Genomic DNA, 17,799 nt, shown 5'->3' on the forward strand with positions numbered 1-17,799 from the left:
GATAATCAGGCTATTACCACTTCATTTCGCCGGTATTCACTTTGGCACTCAGTTCCAGCGAACTTTCTTCCGCAAGGTTCGGCCACTGTTTTTTTATCGCATTGATGACGCCAGTTGATTCTTTATGCGTCCTGAGGGCCTTTTCAAACTGCTGTAGATAGCGACGGGTAAAGTCGATAGCGCCGGTACTCGCTGGCGGTGTCCCAAGGTAGTGGCCCGGAATAACGCGTTCGGGCTTAAGGGCAGCCATGCTATCCAGCGTCTGCTGCCACTGTTTACGGCTTTCCGTCGTTTGGGTATCCGCCGTCCAGACGTGAATGCCCCATGAGACGCCCGTGCCGCCGAGGATGGTTTTGGCGGATGGGATCCAGACGTACGCCGCATAGCTTTCAGGCTCTTCAATGCTTACTCTCTCACCGTCAATCATAAAGGTGGTTGAGGCAAGCACTTGCGGCACGTAGAGCTGCGTCGGCGCGCCATCTTTCATCTGTGGCCCCCAGAAGGCGAGCTTCGCGTCTTTTGTGGCCCTGATATGGTCCACCACCTGTTGCGTGGCGACAACTTTGGCATTAGGGAAGGCTTTCATCAGCGGTTGCAGGCCGAAATAGAAATCCGGATCGCCGGAAGTGATCACGATTTTGTTCAGCGTTTTACCGCTGTGGCGAATTTTTTCTACCAGCGCTTCGCCATCTTTCACGCTGAACTGGGCGTCAAACAGTACCGCCTCTTTCGGGCCAGATACCAGCGTGGAAGAAACGGCAAAAATGCCTTTTTCCTGCGGGTTATACGTATCAACGGTCAACGGCGCGGCAAAGACGGCCGGAGTGAAAAGGGTTGTCAGCAAAGCAAGGCGGGCGATAGTCATGGTCATGTCTCTGTTCTTCAGGAAAGTCTCTATTGTACGGATCTCTACATTTGCCAGAATTCCTGAAACAGGAGATGCTTAGTTTCATAGATCGAGCAAATGGAGGTCAAAATGGATCGCGTTATTGCCGCCCAGGTGTACAACCGCATCTGTGAACTGGGGAGTTTAAGCGCGGCGGCGCGGGCGCTGGGGATCTCCCGTCCGATGGTGAGCCGTTATCTGGAGCAGATGGAGAAGTGGGCTGGGGCGCGGCTGGTTAACCGCTCCACCCGTAAGCTGACGCTGACGGCGGCGGGGGAGAAAGTCCTGCAAAAGACGCGCAAGCTATCGCAAATTTCTCAGGAAATTGAAGATCAGTCAGTGAAGGATTTACCCTCAGGCACGCTTCGTGTCGCCTGCGCGCATTTTACCGCGATGCAGATTATCGCTCCGGTGCTGCCCGATCTGTTGCAGCGTTACCCTCAACTGCGCATTGAGCTGGATGTTAACAACCATCCGGTGAGCCTGGTGGGCGAGCGAATTGACGTGGCGATCCGCATTACCGATAACCCCGAACCGGGTATGATCGCTCGCCGATTGGGAGAGTGTCGGTCCGTGCTTTGCGCCTCGCCGCACTACCTTGCAAGCCGGAGCGTTCCAGAGGAGCTGGAAGACTTAGCCCGGCACAACTGCCTGCATTACAGCTTTTTTGCCGGTCAGTCGTGGCGTTTTTTAACGCCGGCAGGGGAGCCGGTCACGACGGCGGTCAGCGGCAATCTCAGCGCCAGTATCTCATCTCTGCTGATGGAGGCGGCGATAAATCACTGTGGTATTGCCATGCTGCCCGAGCGCGAGGCCGACGCGGCGCTACGGCAGGGAAGCCTGGTGCCGGTGCTCAGCGCCTATACGCCAAAACCGATCGGCATTTTTGGTATTTATCAGTCGCGAGACTATCAGCCTGCGGCACAGCGTGTGTTCCTCGACGCGCTGGCAAACCACCTTGCCACGCGATCGGACTAGTCTGTCTTCCCTGCAAAATGGACTATGCGTCCTATACTTATCCCTTTGTAAGCCAAAAGGAGAGCAAGCATGACGATTCATAAGCACGGTTCAGCACACTGGTCTGGCGACATCAAACGCGGCAAAGGGACGGTATCGACCGAAAGTGGCGTCCTTAACCAGCAACCTTACGGCTTTAACACCCGCTTCGAGGGCGAGAAAGGGACTAACCCGGAAGAGCTGATTGGCGCAGCGCACGCGGCCTGTTTCTCTATGGCCCTGTCGCTAATGCTGGGCGAAGCGGGTTATACCGCCGATTCCATCGATACCACGGCGGATGTCTCGCTGGATAAAACCGACAGCGGTTTTGCCATCAGCAAAGTCGCGCTGCAAAGCAAGGTGACGGTACCGGGTATCGATCCGCAGCAGTTCGACGGCATTATCCAGAAAGCCAAGGCCGGTTGCCCGGTCTCGCAGCTGTTGAAAGCGGAAATCACGCTGGATTACAAACTTAACTGATATCGGGCCGGGCGCATGCCCGGCTCATTTTTAACGGTTACGCCAGCAGCGCACGCTTCGGCTTGCGGAAGAGGGCTGGAGTTGTTGCGGCTGTTCACATCCCTGCGTCGCCAGCGAACAGCGGTCGCGGAAATAGCACCCAACGGGCAGGTGGCGATTACCGGGAAGATCGGTTTTTCGTAACGCAAGATCCTCATCCAGCGGTTCTCCGGTCCGGGGAACGGAGTCAAGCAGCAGCTGCGTATACGGATGGCGCGGCTGACCCAGCACCTGGTCCGTCGGCCCCAGTTCCACGATTTGCCCCAGATACATTACCGCCACCCGGTCGCTCATGTGCCGGACCACCGAGACGTTGTGCGAGATCAGCACGTAGGTCAGATTTCGCTGCTGTTGCAGGGCAACCAGCAAATTGAGGATCTGTGCCTGGACGGAAATATCCAGCGCGCTGGTGGGTTCATCCAGCACGATGATGTCCGGATCCGAAGAGAGCGCCCGGGCAATAGCGATGCGCTGGCGCTGTCCGCCCGAAAACGCATGCGGCAGGCGGTCAAGATATTCCGCTCGAATCCCAACCTGCTGCGCCAGCGTTTCAGCCAACTGACGACGCTCCCGTTCGCTGCGACGTTGCTGTATCCACACCGGCTCGGTGATGGTGCGCCAGACGGGTAAACGCGGATCGAGGGACGAGAGCGGGTCCTGAAATACCATCTGCATACCACCCGCCGCATTCGCGCGCTGACAGGCACCGGTACTCGGTTTGAGCATGCCCATCAGCAGCTGCGCCAGCGTGCTCTTTCCACAGCCGGATTCCCCCACAACGCCCAGCGTTTCGCCGCGATGGATCCGGAGATCCATGCCGTTAAGGGCGTGTACCTGTTCCGTCACGCGCCCCAGCCAGTTTTTGCGCGCAGGAAAATTCACATGCACGCTATCCAGTTCCAGCAGTACCTCAGACATGGCGTCTCTCCTGTTGTGGGTACCAGCAGGCAGCCTGCTGGCCTTCTGCGCCCGTGGAAATTAAGCGCGGCGTTTCGCTGCATTTCGCCCCGGCAGCAAAACAGCGTTCGCGAAAAGCACATCCGCGCGGGAGGTGGCTGAGGTTAGGTACCGTGCCGGGAATGGCCGGGAGGATCTCGCGCGGTTCACCATTTTCCGGGGCACACCGCAGCAGGCCAATCGAATAGGGGTGCACAGGATGGTGGATCAAGGTCTGCGTGCTGCCGCTTTCGATCACGCTGCCCGCGTACATAACGTACATCCGGTCACAAAGCTGCGACACCACCGCCATATCGTGACTGATAAACAGCACCGACGTTCCGCTGGCGCGCGCTTTATGTTTCAGCAGACGCAGCACCTGAAGCTGGACGGTCACATCCAGCGCGGTAGTGGGTTCATCAGCGATGATCAGCTCCGGCTCGCAGGAGAAGGCAAGGGCGATCATGACCCGCTGGCGCATACCGCCGGAAAGCTCAAACGGATAGCGATCCATTACCTGCGCCGCATCCGGGATTTGCATCTCGCCCAGCAGGGAGATCGCCTTCTGCCGCGCGTCGCGGCGGGAAAGCGACTGATGCTGGCGGATCACCTCCACCATCTGCCTGCCAATCCGGCGCGTGGGGTTAAGCGCCGTCATCGGCTCCTGAAAAATCATCGCCACCCTGGCGCCGCGCCACTGACGAAGCTGTTTTTCCGACGCGTTCAGCACATCTTCCCCGAGCAGCGTGACACGGCCATGGTGAACATGGTAACTGCCTTCCGGCAGCAGGCGCATCGCCAGCATCGCGGTGACCGATTTTCCCGAGCCGGATTCGCCCACCACGCCGACAATTTCACCCCGGCCAATCTCCAGCGAGACGTGGTTGAGCGCGTGGACGTCACCGCGAAAAATGGGGAAACTCAGGTGCAAATCTTCAATCGATAATACGGAATCACTCATGACTGCTTCCCTCCTGATTTGGGATCCAGCAGGTCGCGAAGACCATCGCCAAACAGATTAAAGCCAACCGCCGTGATCAGAATTGCCGCCCCCGGAAACGCGCAGTACCACCACTGGTCAAGCACGTAGTTACGCCCCACGGCCACCATTGCCCCCCATTCGGCGGTCGGCTGCTGCGCGCCTAATCCAATAAAGCCCAGCGTGGCGGCCATCAGAATGGCGCTGCCGATATCCAGCGACGCTTGTACGATCAGCGGCGGCAGGGCGTTACGCAGGATATGCCAGCTGATCAGGTGCCAGCGCGATGCGCCAAAGGTGCGGGCGGCCAGCACGTAGGTGAACTGGCGCACCACCAGCGTTTGCCCGCGTGCCAGCCGCACGTAAAACGGAATGCGTACAATCGCAATCGCCAGCATCGCGTTAAACAGGCTTGGGCCGAGCGCGGCGGCCAGGGCCATCGTCAGCACCAGCGAGGGGATGGAGAGCATAATGTCCATGATGCGCATAATGATGGCGTCGCCGCGCCCGCCAAGTACGCCGGACAAACAGCCGAGCAGCGAACCGATGCCGCCCGCAATCACCACCACCGCCAGCCCCGCTGTGATGGACTGCTGGCTGCCCACCAGCACGCGGCTGAACAGATCCCGGCCCACCTCATCGGTGCCGAACCAGTGCTGGGCTGACGGTGCCTGCAAGCGCGCGGTCAGATCCAGCGCGTTCGGATCGTGCGGGACTATCCACGGCGAGACCACCATCATCAGCAGCATCACGATCATAATGACCCCGCCGATCAGCGTGAGCGGGCTTTTGCGTAACATCCAGAACAGCTTTGCCCAGTTGATGCGCTGTTTAGCGGTGCTGACAGGGACGGGCGTTTCCTGAGTTAACATCATTCGGCACCTCCGCGCCCAATTCGCGGGTCGATCCACAGATACAGCAGATCCACCACCAGATTGACGAAGACATAGGCCAGCGATACCACGACCGCGAAGCCCATGACGGCAGGGAAATCCAGCGCCTGAATGGAGGTCACCACCCAGGCTCCCATTCCCGGCCAGGCAAACACGGTTTCGGTAAGGACGGCCCCGTACAGCAGATCGCCCAGCGCCAGCCCGAGCACGGTAATGGAGGGGATCATGGCGTTGGGTAAGGCGTAGCGCAGGACGATGTACCAGCCCGGCAACCCGCTCGCGCGGGCGGTACGAATATAATCCTCGCTCAGTTGCTCCAGCATCGCGGAACGTACCTGACGCGCCACAATACCCAGATGCACAAAGGCCAGGGTCAGGGAGGGTAAAATCAGGTGCTGCAGGGCATTGAAAAACACCTCGCCGTTGCCTTCCAGCAGAGCGTCCAGCAGATAAAAACCGGTAACGTGGGCGGGCGGATCGAGCCAGTCGTCCAGCCTGCCGCCGCCGGGCAGAATTTGCAGTTGCCCGTAGAACAGAACGATAACTCCCAGTCCCAGCCAGAAGGCAGGCGTCGAGATGCCCGTCATCGCCATCAGTCGCACCAGGTGATCCAGCCAGCGGTTACGGTACACCGCCGATAAAATGCCCAGCGGCACGCCAATCACCAGCGCCAGCAGCAGGGAGCAAAAGGCAAGCTCCAGCGTGGCGGGGAAAAAAGCTTTCAAATCTTCCGCAACGGGGCGACCGGTGCGAATAGAGGTGCCCAGATCGCCATGTGCCAGCGCCTCAACGTAGCGGCCAAACTGAATATAGAGTGGTTGATCCAGCCCCAGCTGCTGGCGGATGCCCTGCACGATTTCATCGCTGGCGCGATCACCGGCCAGCAGGCGGGCCGGATCGCCGGGGATCAGGTGTGAAATAATAAAAGTAATAATACAGACACCGGCCACCACCAGGATTAACCCCCAGCAGCGCTGGCGCACAATGCTCCAGAACGTCATACACTTCCCCCCGGCGTGGGCCGTTACTTACTCATGGTGGCGATGTTAAAGACCTGCTCAAGCATCGGATTAAAGGTGAAGCCTTTGACCTCTTTGTTCATCGCCAGCTGGTAGTTCTTCTGGAACAGATAAACGTAAGCCGCCTCGTCAATCACCACTTTCTGCGCCTGCTGGTAATCTTTGGTGCGTTCCGCCTGAACGGTGGTTTTCAGTGCCGCCTGCAATAATGCATCGACCTCTTTGTTCTCATAGAATGAGCGGTTCCCCGGCAGCCCTTTTTTGTCCGATTCGAACCAGTAGTTCATGAACATGTACGGGTCAGCGAAGTCCGGGCTCCAGTTACCAATCGCAATGTCATAATCACCTTTGCCGACGCGGTCGCGCATGGTGGCGTTCGCCAGTTTCTCGAGCTTGACGTTAATCCCCAGCTTGCCCAGGCTCGCCTGCGTGGAGAGGGCGATAGGCTCCCAGTTCGGGTCGTTATCGGAATAGAGGAACGTCAGGCTGGCAGGTTTATCTTTGACTTTCTCCAGCGCCGCTTTGGCTTTGGCCTCGTCAAAGCTGTACCGCATGGCGTTCGCATCGAAGCCCCACATGCCCTCCGGGATCGGGCCGCGCATCTGCTTGCCGTTCCCGCTGAGAATGCCTTTCACCATCCCCTGGTAATCGGTCGCCCAGGAGACCGCGCGGCGCAAATCCACCTGATTCATTGGAGGCTTACTGTTGTTCAGATAGAGGTAGGTCACCCGCAGGGACGGGTATTCCGCCACGGCCACTTTGCCTTCCTGCTTCAGAGCAGCAAGCTGATCCACCGGCAGGGCGTCGGCGATATCCAGATCGCCACGGGAAAGTTGCAGGCGACGCGAGGCGCTTTCACCGATAATCTTCACCGAGACGCGCTTAAAGTGCGGCTTTTCACCTGGCCAGTGTGGGTTGGGCACCATCACCAGCTGTTGACCTTTCCGCCAGCTTTTCAGCATAAACGGTCCGGAACCCGCGGTGTTTTGCGCCAGGAAACCGCGTGCGTCGTCGGCGGCATTGGCCTTCAGCACCGCCGGGTTGACAATCGACGCGCCGTCATTTGCCAGCGTGTAGAGGAACGGGGCAAACGGCTGGCTGAGGGTGAATTTCACCGTATGCTCATCCACCACGTCCACTTTCAAATCTTTCGGGAACGCTTCGGAAGATCCCTGGTTGATTTTAAGCAGACGTTCAAACGACAGCTTGACCGCTTCGGCGGTCACCGGCGTGCCGTCGGAGAATTTTGCATTATCTGCCAGGGTGAACGTCCACACTTTCTGGTCGTCTGACGCCTTCCAGCCCGTCGACAGATCGCCTTCCACCTCCGTGGTGCCAGGCTTGTATTTCACCAAACGCTGGTACGAGGGGTAGGTCACCGTCCAGTCGTTGTTATCGATAGTGACCGCCGGATCCAGCGTTTGCGGATCGGCAGCTTTCCCTATCACCAGCATATCTTTTGGCACCGCCGCCAGAGCGGGAAGGGCGCTCAGGGCGAGCGTAGCGGCAATCAGGGTAGTAAGCAGCGTTGTTTTCATGGCCGGGCTCCAGAATTACAGTGAGTGTGTGATCGGATAACAGGCGAACTGGTCATCTAACAGCGGATAGCTGGCGGCGTTCGGCAGCTCGAAATGCCACCACTCGCTGCTGATGCCCACAAAACCGCCGCCGTACATAACGGCGTTCAGGAGCAGACGATTTCGCTGCGCCTCGGGCGGAACGGAAGGGTGCCAGGCATGAGAACGGTCGTGCATTTCGTCAAACCCGGCGCCCATATCCAGCACGTTGTCGTGTTCATCCATCAGCGTGACGTCAATGGCAGTGCCCCGGCTGTGGTTCGAGCCAATCGCGACATCCACCACGTATTCCGGATTGGGGCAGGCATCCCAGAGTTGCGCCTGTGCCTGCTGCGGGCGATAGGCGTCGTAGACCACCAGCTTCAAACCGGCCAGCGCGGCGATACTGATCGATTTCGCCAGCGCGGTGGCGGCATCCGTGTGCAGCAGGCACGCGGCGTGCTGATAGATCGGGCGGCCGGTAATGTTATCGGCGGTCGCGTATTTCAGATCGATATGCAGCGTGGGAAAAGTTTTCGCCACATCAATCAGTTGACTCTCTTCAGGCATAGCTCCGCTCCTTTAGCGTTCAAATTGACCAAATTCTTGTTGTAGTTGTCGGTTGATTGCCAGACGTTCCGGCAGCGCTTCCCCCAGCGCCTCCACGACGCCCGACAGCAGCAGGTTGAACAGACAGCTCACCGGCGCCAGCGAGTCCCAGAAATGGCCGGTATCGGTCTTCACCTGGAGTAAATCAATCGGGTAATCCCGCGCCCACGGGCACCAGATATCGGTGATCAGCGCCATCGCCAGGCCTTTTTCGCTCGCCACGCGGCAGTACTGGCGGGCAATGGCGGAGTAGGCGCGGGTATCGGTCAGCACGATATACGGGTTAGCAAAGCCGGAGTTAAGCGACTCCACCCAGCTACCAGAGAGCCCTTCGGAATAGCTTACCCGCGGGCGCAGATACTCCAGATGGCTGAAGAACGCATTGGCGATCCCGCGCGTGGACTGGATCCCCAGCACGAAGACGGCGTCGGCATGGGTAAGTTGCTGGACCACCTGCCTGAACGTTTCGCTTTGCGCCAGCTGGTAGACATGGGCAATGGCGTCCACCTCCAGCGACAGGGAGTGCTGAAGGCGATCCGACAGCGGCTGTTGCTGTTTCCAGGAGTCCAGACGCTCGTTAATGCCCCAGGGCTGATGGGGATCGCGCAGGCTTTTTTTGGCGTCATCAAGGTTGCGATAGCCCAGCTTGCGCAGAAAGCGTCCGACGGTGATCCCGCTGGTGGCCGTGGCCAGCGCCACGCTCTCAGCCGTTTCAAAGGGGATCTGCCCGACATGCGCCAGCATCCAGCTTGCCACCCGCTTTTCGCTCGGGGTGAGCTGGCTAAAGGTCGCTTCGATACGGCTCAACACCTCTGGTTTGGTCGTCATACCGCCTCGCTGTTAACTGGCTGTCAAAAGCCGGGTTTCTGTTATCAGATTAACAATGCAGGACGCGTGCCATGTTCACATTGCGGCGAAAACGCGCTGTGCAGCAAAGTTAATGCAATATTTGTTTAACAGATGCTCAACATTTGTGCAGCGTAGTTCACTTTTGGTGCAGTGTCCGGCCTGAGCGATATCTATTTGGTGAATACGACAGCCTCTTCACATTTTTTGGTAAGATGAAAGCTCTGTGGATAAGAGAGGGAGCCTTACATGGCGAATTTGCCCTGGCGGGTCAGCGTGCGCCTGATGGCTCTCGCAAAAAAAATAGCGATGGTCATCGGGATCATCGTGCTCGTTCTGCTGGCGGTGCGGGTTTATCTTTCGCAGCAGGGGCCGGCTCTGCATCACTGGCATACCTGGCGGGCTGACGAAATGTCCGTGCAGGAGATGGATAACGCGACCTTCGCAGCCTATGTCGCGCGGGAAAACGCCATCTTCACCGCTCTTGATGCTGAGGTGACGGCGAAAGTCACCCCCGCAGAGCGCACGCCGCTGAACCGCTATTACCGTCAGAGCCTGGTGTGGCCAGGACACTTTACTCCGGATGCAAACCGGTCGTTTGTGCTGATGCCTGCCGGAAAGCCGCGCGGGGCGGTAGTGTTGTTGCACGGTCTGACGGATTCGCCCTACAGCGTCAGGCGTCTGGCTGTGAATTATCAAAAGCACGGCTTTGTGGCCGTAGTGCCTCGTTTGCCCGGACACGGCACGGCGCCGGGCGCGTTGACAGACGTTGACTGGGAGGCGTGGCTGGCAGCTACGCGCCTTGCGGTTCGTGAAGCAACACGCCTGACGGGGAACGATCTCCCCCTGCACCTGGTGGGCTATTCCAACGGCGGGGCGCTGGCGATGAAATACGCCCTCGACGCCCTTGATGCGCCTGAACTGCGTAAACCTCAGCAGATCGTTTTGCTCTCACCGATGATTGGCGTCACGGCGTTTGCGCGCTTTGCCGGATTCGCCGGGCTACCGGCTATGTTACCGGCGTTTGCCAAAGCCGCGTGGCTCAACATTTCGCCGGAATATAATCCTTATAAATACAATTCGTTCCCGGTGAATGCGGCACGTCAGTCCTGGCTGCTTACCCGGGCGCTGCATGAGCAGATAAACCGCGATGTTCATGATCACAAACTAACGCAGCTTCCGCCGGTACTGGCGTTTCAGTCGGTCATGGATTCAACGGTCAGTACCCGCGCCGTAGTCAGCGGGCTGTTTGACCAGCTTCCGGCAAATGGCAGCGAACTGGTGGTATTTGACATCAATCAGGCCGGGAGTTTCCGTCCACTGTTCAGGCCATCATCCTGGACGGCGGTGGCTGACCTGCTTCCCGAGGCGAAAAGGCGTTACAGTGTCACAATTGTGACCAATGCCAGCCCTGACAGGTTTGATATGGTGGCAAAGACAACGCCTGCGGGCAGCACCCGGGAAACGGTGACGCCGCTGTCGGTCTCGTATCCGCAGGAGGTTTATTCCCTGTCGCATATTGCCATTCCGTTCCCGCCTGAAGACGATCTGTACGGCCGCCATCCTGAGGTGAAAAACCGCTATGGAATCAGTCTCGGGACGATAGCCCTGTGGGGAGAAACCTCAGTTCTGAGCGTCGGTAAAGATGCGTTAATGCGCGTAACGTCGAATCCTTTCTACGACTATATGCAGACGCGGATCGACAGCCGTATCGGGGAGAATTAAGCCCGACGTGGAATAGATTAGGTCACACCGGGGAACTGTGTTAAACAATACCGTTCAGGCGTATACCCCATACCGGACCCCGTTTCTGTGCTGACAACTCTCATTTATCGAAGCCAGCTGAGCTTAACCTGCACCTCCGCAGCGTTAAGCGCGCTGGTTGAACAGGCCAGGATCCGTAATACGGAGCAGGGCATCTCAGGCATTCTTCTCTCCCGTGGACGTGACGTTCTGCAAATTCTCGAAGGCACGGAACAGAGCGTCGTCGCGCTTTTTAACACCATCCGTGCGGACAACCGGCATACCGGCGTGGTGGAGCTGATGCGCGATTACGGCCCGCGCAGAAGTTTCGAAGACGTGGGAATGCTGCTGTTTGACCTGGATGTTCAGACCCCGAAAGCGGTTCTGGCGTCGGTTCTGCATTACAGCAAGCTGGAAAGCTATCTGACTTCTGAGGATCGGGTCTTCAAATTTATTCAGACCTTTATCACCGGCAAAACCGCTATCCCACCCGCTTCGGACTATGAGCCTGATAAATGGACGCTTTCGCGAGAGCGCGCGCCGTTTGGTAAAGGGTTAGGTCTGCTGGCGGGACAGCCCTGCCAGTTTGCGCTGCAACCCATTGTCGAGCCGTCCGAAGGCAAAATCAGTTCTCTCGAAGCGCTTATACGCGGAAACGACGGCGGCAGCCCGGAGCATTTTTTCCGTAGTCTCGATCGTGAAAAGATATACGAAGTCGATCTGCATACCAAAGCCTGGACCTTTGCGCTGGCGCAAAAGCTGGGCATCGGCAGCCACAAACTGGCGGTGAACCTGCTGCCAATGTCGCTGGTTAACGTGCCGGGTGCGGTAGAGTTCCTGGTAACGCAGATAAAAAAGCACGGTCTACAGCCAGAGCAGGTGGTCATTGAAGTCACTGAGAACGAGATGATATCCGGCTTTAACCAGTTTAACAGCGCCATTAAACAGCTGCGAGCGGAAGGGGTTGGGCTCGCAATAGATGATTTTGGTTCCGGCTATGCCGGTCTGTCGCTGCTCACCCGGTTCCAGCCGGATAAGCTCAAAATCGACAGAGAGATCGTCAGCGATATCCACCTGAGCGGGCCCAAGCAGGCGATTGTGAAGTCGATAATCAGCTGCTGCACCGATCTGGAGATTACGCTGGTCGCAGAAGGCATTGAGAAGATAGAAGAGTGGTGCTGGCTTGAATCCGCCGGTATTCGCCGCTTCCAGGGCTTTTTGTTCGCCCGCCCGCAGCTCAATGGCGTGGGTGATATTCACTGGCCCCATCGGGTGGGTTAAGCAAATTGTCCCTCGCCATATTTCCCCGACACCCTGCCTGTGCTTAAATAGCTAAACCGGTTTAACATGATTTAGCTAAGAAGGTGATATGGAGACGATCTGGGTACTTGGCGATGCAGTGGTGGATCTGTTGCCCGACGGAGAGGGCAAACTGCTGCAATGTCCTGGCGGCGCACCGGCCAACGTTGCGGTAGGGGTAGCGCGTCTGGGAGGCAGAAGCGCCTTTATAGGCCGGGTGGGCGACGACCCCTTCGGGCGTTTTATGCAAAAAACGCTTGCGGATGAGCAGGTTAATACAGAATGGCTGCGCCTGGACCCGCAGCATCGCACCTCCACGGTGGTGGTGGATCTCGATAACGACGGTGAACGTTCCTTTACCTTTATGGTTCGCCCGAGCGCTGATTTATTCCTCGACTCAGCCGATCTCCCGCCATTCCGCGCCGGGGAGTGGCTGCACGTCTGCTCTATCGCGCTCAGCGCCGAACCCAGCCGTTCCGCGACGTTTCAGGCGATGTCCGCTATCAGACTGGCGGGGGGATTCGTCAGCTTTGACCCCAATATCCGCGCCGATCTCTGGCACGATGAAGTCGAGCTGCGTCAGTGTCTTGAGCGGGCATTAGCCTGTGCAGATGTGGTGAAAATCTCGGTGGAAGAACTGGCGTTCTTAACCGGAAATGCGCAGGTCCATGAGGGGCTGGCGGCGCTGATGCGCACCTGTCCGGCCAGGCTGGTGCTGGTGACGCAGGGAAAAGAGGGCGTGACCGCCTGGCAGGGAGGCGCGTTGACGCACTATCCTGCATCACCCGTAGAATGCATTGATACCACCGGTGCGGGGGATGCTTTCGTCGCCGGGCTGCTGTTCGGTCTGGCACGTCATGGCCAGGCCCGTCTCTCAGAGGTCATCACGTTAGCGCAGCGCTGCGGAGCGCTGGCGACAACCGCAAAAGGGGCAATGACAGCGCTGCCTTATCATCACGAACTGTAATTCACGTCGCCAGGCCTCCGGTCGGGGGCCTGAATTGTCGCCTCGATCACACTTACTAAAACGGTTTAGCAAAAAACGTTGCCGATTCAAAATTCAACGGTTTAGTATCACTCACCTAAACCGGTTTAGCAATTTAGCACTTTTACCGATAGTTATTAGGGATGCGACAAAATGTATAAAAAACGCAGACTTGCCGTGATGATAGGCATGCTGGCCGGCAGTACCTCTGTTTTTGCCCAGACGGATATGACCCGTATCGAAGCGCGCCTGGCAGCGCTGGAGCAGCGTTTGCAGGAGGCGGAAACCCGTGCGCAGGTTGCTGAAAAACGCGCCACGGCAGCGGAACAGAAAACGCAGCAACTGGTGGCTGCGCAGCAGGAAGCGCAAACCTCCACACAGGCGGTGGCGCAACGTACCACGGCGCTGGAAGAGAAAGCCGATCGGACAGGCGGTTTTGAGTTTCACGGTTACGCCCGTTCCGGGCTGCTGATGAACGATGCTGCCTCCAGCAGCAAAAGCGGTCCTTATCTGACACCCGCAGGGGAAACGGGTGGGGCCATCGGGCGTCTGGGGAACGAAGCGGATACCTACGTTGAGCTGAATGTTGAGCACAAACAGACGCTGGAAAATGGCGCGACGACGCGTTTTAAGGCGATGCTGGCCGACGGTCAAAAAACCTATAACGACTGGTCGGCAGACAGCAGCGACCTGAACATTCGTCAGGCCTTTGCCGAGCTGGGCAATTTGCCGGACGTTACCGGTGCGCTGAAAGGCAGCACCTTCTGGGCGGGTAAGCGTTTTGACCGCGACAACTTCGACATTCACTGGCTGGATTCCGACGTGGTATTTCTCGCCGGGACCGGCGGCGGCGTCTACGACGTGAAGTGGAACGATACGCTGCGCAGTAACTTCTCCCTTTATGGCCGTAACTTCGGCAGTGAAGAGGAGATCGACAACAACGTTCAGAACTACATCTTAAGCATGAACCACTTCGCCGGGCCGGTGCAGTTGATGGTCAGCGGCTTACGGGCAAAAGATAATGACGACCGTAAGGACAGCAACGGCGATCCGATTAAAACCGATGCGGCGAATAACGGGGTGCATGCGTTGGTGGGTCTGCATAACGAGAGCTTCTACGGCCTGCGGGAAGGTTCCGCCAAAACGGCGCTGCTTTACGGCCACGGTCTGGGGGCCGAGGTGAAAAGCATTGGTGCAGACGGCGCATTGCTGTCAGAAGCCGATACCTGGCGTTTTGCAAGTTACGGTGTCACGCCGCTGGGCGGTGGCTGGCACATTGCGCCCGCCGTACTGGCGCAAAGCAGTAAGGACCGCTACGTGAAGGGCGACAGCTATGAGTGGGTCACGCTCAATACGCGTCTGATCAAAGAGGTGACCCAGAATTTCGCCCTCGCGTTCGAGGGCAGCTATCAATACATGGATTTAAACCCGGAAGGCTACAAGGATCGCAATGCGGTTAACGGTAGCTTCTACAAGCTGACCTTTGCCCCGACGTTAAAGGCGGGCAAGATTGGCGATTTCTTCAGCCGTCCGGAGCTGCGCCTGTTCGCCACCTGGATGGACTGGAGCAGCAAGCTGGATAACTACGCCAGCGATGACGCCTTTGGCAGCAGCGGCTTCAACGCGGGTGGGGAATGGAACTTTGGGGTGCAGATGGAAACCTGGTTTTAACCCTTCACGCTCCCGCATTGCGGGGGCGTTTCGAACATCATAAAAAGAGGTCAGGAAGAGGTATCTATGGATTTTAATCATATTGCGCGCGAGCTGATTCCGCTGCTCGGTGGCAAAGAGAACATTGCCAGCGCGGCACATTGCGCCACGCGCCTTCGTCTGGTGCTGGTCGATGATGCGCTTGCCGACCAGCAGGCTATCGGCAAGGTTGAAGGCGTGAAAGGCTGTTTTCGAAATGCCGGGCAGATGCAGGTGATCTTCGGCACAGGGGTGGTGAATAAGGTTTACACCGCGTTTATTCAGGCGGCAGGGATTAGCGAGTCCAGTAAATCGGAAGCGGCGGATATTGCAGCCCGCAAGCTGAACCCGTTTCAGCGCATCGCGCGTCTGCTCTCCAACATCTTCGTGCCGATTATTCCGGCGATCGTGGCCTCGGGTCTGCTGATGGGCCTGCTCGGGATGGTTAAAACCTACGGCTGGGTTAATCCGGATAACGCGCTCTATATCATGCTGGATATGTGCAGCTCGGCGGCGTTTATTATTCTGCCGATCCTGATTGGCTTCACCGCCGCGCGGGAGTTTGGCGGCAACCCGTATCTGGGCGCAACGCTCGGCGGCATCCTGACTCATCCGGCGCTGACCAACGCCTGGGGCGTAGCGTCCGGCTTCCACACCATGAACTTCTTCGGTCTTGAAATCGCCATGATTGGCTATCAGGGAACCGTCTTCCCGGTACTGCTGGCGGTGTGGTTTATGAGCATTGTGGAAAAACAGCTTCGCCGGGCGATCCCGGATGCGTTAGATCTGATCCTGACGCCGTTCCTGACCGTCATTATCTCCGGCTTTATCGCGCTGTTGATTATTGGCCCGGCGGGACGCGCGCTGGGCGACGGGATCTCCTTTATTCTTAGCACCCTGATTGCCCACGCGGGCTGGCTGGCCGGGCTGTTGTTTGGTGGGCTCTATTCGGTGATTGTCATTACCGGCATTCACCACAGCTTCCACGCTATTGAGGCCGGACTGCTGGGTAACCCGTCGATTGGCGTGAACTTCCTGCTGCCGATCTGGGCGATGGCGAACGTGGCGCAGGGCGGGGCATGTCTGGCGGTGTGGTTCAAAACCCGTGATGCCAAAATCAAAGCCATTACCTTACCGTCGGCGTTTTCCGCGATGCTGGGCATCACCGAAGCGGCAATTTTTGGCATCAACCTGCGTTTCGTGAAGCCGTTTATCGCGGCGCTGATCGGTGGTGCGGCGGGCGGTGCCTGGGTGGTGTCGGTGCATGTCTACATGACCGCCGTTGGGCTGACGGCGCTTCCCGGTATGGCGATCGTTCAGGCCAGCTCGCTGCTCAACTATATTATCGGCATGGTGATTGCCTTTGGCGTGGCGTTCACCGTTTCTCTGCTGCTGAAATATAAGACGGACTCTGAATAATGACCTTACCTTCCCGCTGGCCTGCCGTGTTGCAGGCCGTTATGCAAGGCCAGCCGCGTGTGCTGGCGGACAGCCACTATCCGCAGTGGCATCCCGCACCGGTGACAGGGCTGATGAACGATCCGAACGGCTTTATCTGGTTTGCCGGACGTTACCATCTGTTTTATCAGTGGAACCCGCTGGGCTGCGATCATCGCTACAAGTGCTGGGGACACTGGAGCTCAGCAGATCTGGTGCACTGGCAGCACGAGCCAATGGCGCTGATGCCTGACGAAGAGTATGACCGCAATGGATGTTACTCCGGCAGCGCCGTGGATAACAACGGCGTGCTGACCCTGTGCTATACCGGCAACGTTAAGTTTGACGATGGCGGCCGCACCGCCTGGCAGTGTCTGGCGGTGCAAAATGACGACGGCACGTTTGCCAAACTGGGACCGGTGTTGCCCCTGCCGGACGGGTATACCGGGCACGTCCGCGACCCGAAAGTGTGGCGCCATGACGGGCAGTGGTACATGGTGCTCGGGGCGCAGGATCAGCATAAGCGCGGCAAGGTGCTGCTGTTTACGTCAGCCGATTTGCATACCTGGGCGTCCTGCGGCGAAATCGCCGGTCACGGCGTCAATGGACTCACGGACGCGGGCTATATGTGGGAGTGCCCGGATCTGTTTGCGCTTGATCGCACACACGTCTTGATCTGCTGCCCACAGGGGCTGGCGCGCGAACCGTATCGCTATCTCAACACCTATCCGGCCGTCTGGATGAGTGGGGCATTTGATTATCAAACGCCTGCATTTGCGCACGACGAATTGCATGAGCTTGATGCCGGTTTCGAATTTTACGCGCCGCAAACCACGGTGGCAGAAGACGGCCGCCGCATCCTCATCGGCTGGATGGGCGTGCCGGACGGCGAAGAGATGCTCCAGCCTACACGGGTCCACGGCTGGATCCACCAGATGACCTGTCCGCGCGAGCTGCGCTACCGCAACGGTAAGCTCTGGCAAACGCCGGTCCGTGAGCTGGAAACACTGCGCGAGGATGAACATCACTGGCAGGGACGCGCCAGCGATGCCCCGGTGCTGGAGGGAACGCGTCTTGAGTTCGAACTGAGCGCCTCGCGCGTTAATGTGGATTTTGCCGGCGCGTTGCGGCTGATTATGGATGATGCGGGGATCCATCTGGAACGCGCCAGCCTGGAAACCGGAGAGACGTTGAACCGCTACTGGCGGGGCACTGTTCATCATTTACGCGTGCTGTGTGACCGTTCCAGCGTCGAAATTTTCATCAATCACGGTGAAGGCGTCATGAGCAGCCGCTATTTTCCTGACCATCCGGCCCAGGTTCGCTTCGAAGGTGCGTCCGACATCACATTACGCTACTGGTCGCTGCGCAGCTGCATGATAGAATAGGGTTTTGGCAGCCGGATCT

16 protein-coding genes are annotated in these 17,799 nt (G+C 58.1%); 8 read left to right on the top strand and 8 right to left on the bottom strand.

The features are described from left to right. Window positions 1-13: 13 nt before the first annotated feature. Window positions 14-865 carry a Vmh family MBL fold metallo-hydrolase gene (locus ACOTZP_RS01400; protein WP_199008629.1) on the bottom strand — a complete coding sequence of 284 codons (852 nt, stop codon included), beginning with the start codon at window positions 863-865 and terminating at the stop codon, window positions 14-16. A 111-nt stretch (window positions 866-976) separates the two neighbouring features. Here ACOTZP_RS01400 and ACOTZP_RS01405 point away from each other — a divergent pair, with 111 nt between their 5' ends. Both ACOTZP_RS01405 and ACOTZP_RS01410 read left to right on the top strand, forming a co-directional pair. Continuing rightward, on the top strand, window positions 977-1,864 hold the full coding sequence (locus ACOTZP_RS01405) for a LysR family transcriptional regulator (protein ID WP_271074723.1): 888 nt from the start codon (window positions 977-979) through the stop codon (window positions 1,862-1,864). A gap of 69 nt (window positions 1,865-1,933) precedes the next feature. Further along, entirely contained in the window at window positions 1,934-2,362 is a 429-nt protein-coding gene (locus tag ACOTZP_RS01410) for an OsmC family protein (RefSeq protein ID WP_003857069.1), read from the top strand. Window positions 2,363-2,392: 30 nt separating this feature from the next. On the opposite strand, the gene ACOTZP_RS01415 is transcribed toward ACOTZP_RS01410, so the two are convergent. From ACOTZP_RS01415 to ACOTZP_RS01445, 7 genes are read right to left on the bottom strand one after another with little or no spacing between them, the layout of a single operon-like run. After that, on the bottom strand, window positions 2,393-3,319 hold the full coding sequence (locus ACOTZP_RS01415; RefSeq protein ID WP_048966623.1) for an oligopeptide/dipeptide ABC transporter ATP-binding protein: 927 nt from the start codon (window positions 3,317-3,319) through the stop codon (window positions 2,393-2,395). Beyond that, complete coding sequence (locus tag ACOTZP_RS01420; protein ID WP_022648186.1) at window positions 3,312-4,298, bottom strand: ABC transporter ATP-binding protein; 987 nt, start codon at window positions 4,296-4,298, stop codon at window positions 3,312-3,314. Before ACOTZP_RS01420 ends, ACOTZP_RS01415 begins: the two co-directional genes overlap by 8 nt. Further along, window positions 4,295-5,191 carry a D,D-dipeptide ABC transporter permease gene (ddpC, locus tag ACOTZP_RS01425; protein WP_022648185.1) on the bottom strand — a complete coding sequence of 299 codons (897 nt, stop codon included), beginning with the start codon at window positions 5,189-5,191 and terminating at the stop codon, window positions 4,295-4,297. Before ddpC ends, ACOTZP_RS01420 begins: the two co-directional genes overlap by 4 nt. Next, entirely contained in the window at window positions 5,188-6,210 is a 1,023-nt protein-coding gene (locus ACOTZP_RS01430) for an ABC transporter permease (protein WP_003857077.1), read from the bottom strand. Before ACOTZP_RS01430 ends, ddpC begins: the two co-directional genes overlap by 4 nt. Before the next feature lie 23 nt (window positions 6,211-6,233). Next, entirely contained in the window at window positions 6,234-7,766 is a 1,533-nt protein-coding gene (locus tag ACOTZP_RS01435) for an ABC transporter substrate-binding protein (protein ID WP_421633588.1), read from the bottom strand. A 15-nt stretch (window positions 7,767-7,781) separates the two neighbouring features. Continuing rightward, window positions 7,782-8,354, bottom strand: a complete 573-nt coding sequence (gene ddpX / locus ACOTZP_RS01440; protein WP_023306242.1) for a D-alanyl-D-alanine dipeptidase — start codon at window positions 8,352-8,354, stop codon at window positions 7,782-7,784. A gap of 12 nt (window positions 8,355-8,366) precedes the next feature. Further along, the gene (locus tag ACOTZP_RS01445; protein ID WP_045308144.1) at window positions 8,367-9,221 is read right to left on the bottom strand and encodes a MurR/RpiR family transcriptional regulator; all 855 of its coding nucleotides are present in this window, start codon (window positions 9,219-9,221) and stop codon (window positions 8,367-8,369) included. 267 nt (window positions 9,222-9,488) lie between these two features. Between ACOTZP_RS01445 and ACOTZP_RS01450 the strand changes: the two genes are divergently transcribed. The 6 genes from ACOTZP_RS01450 (at window position 9,489) to ACOTZP_RS01475 (ending at window position 17,780) form a co-directional block, all read left to right on the top strand. Further along, on the top strand, window positions 9,489-10,964 hold the full coding sequence (locus ACOTZP_RS01450) for an alpha/beta hydrolase (RefSeq protein WP_032676226.1): 1,476 nt from the start codon (window positions 9,489-9,491) through the stop codon (window positions 10,962-10,964). A gap of 87 nt (window positions 10,965-11,051) precedes the next feature. After that, window positions 11,052-12,263, top strand: coding sequence for a diguanylate phosphodiesterase (locus tag ACOTZP_RS01455; RefSeq protein ID WP_271074725.1), 1,212 nt, complete (start codon window positions 11,052-11,054; stop codon window positions 12,261-12,263). Window positions 12,264-12,351: 88 nt separating this feature from the next. Beyond that, the gene (locus ACOTZP_RS01460) at window positions 12,352-13,248 is read left to right on the top strand and encodes an aminoimidazole riboside kinase (RefSeq protein WP_113788052.1); all 897 of its coding nucleotides are present in this window, start codon (window positions 12,352-12,354) and stop codon (window positions 13,246-13,248) included. A 171-nt stretch (window positions 13,249-13,419) separates the two neighbouring features. Then, window positions 13,420-14,937, top strand: a complete 1,518-nt coding sequence (locus ACOTZP_RS01465; RefSeq protein ID WP_069596582.1) for a carbohydrate porin — start codon at window positions 13,420-13,422, stop codon at window positions 14,935-14,937. Between the two features lie 66 nt (window positions 14,938-15,003). Further along, a complete protein-coding gene (locus tag ACOTZP_RS01470; protein ID WP_038416083.1) occupies window positions 15,004-16,374 on the top strand; it encodes a sucrose-specific PTS transporter subunit IIBC in 1,371 nt (456 codons plus the stop codon). Further along, window positions 16,374-17,780, top strand: a complete 1,407-nt coding sequence (locus ACOTZP_RS01475; protein ID WP_271074726.1) for a sucrose-6-phosphate hydrolase — start codon at window positions 16,374-16,376, stop codon at window positions 17,778-17,780. Before ACOTZP_RS01470 ends, ACOTZP_RS01475 begins: the two co-directional genes overlap by 1 nt. Window positions 17,781-17,799: the final 19 nt, after the last annotated feature.

Origin of the sequence: Enterobacter cloacae complex sp. SYL001, assembly GCF_049237025.1 — a bacterium.
GTDB lineage: Bacteria > Pseudomonadota > Gammaproteobacteria > Enterobacterales > Enterobacteriaceae > Enterobacter > Enterobacter intestinihominis.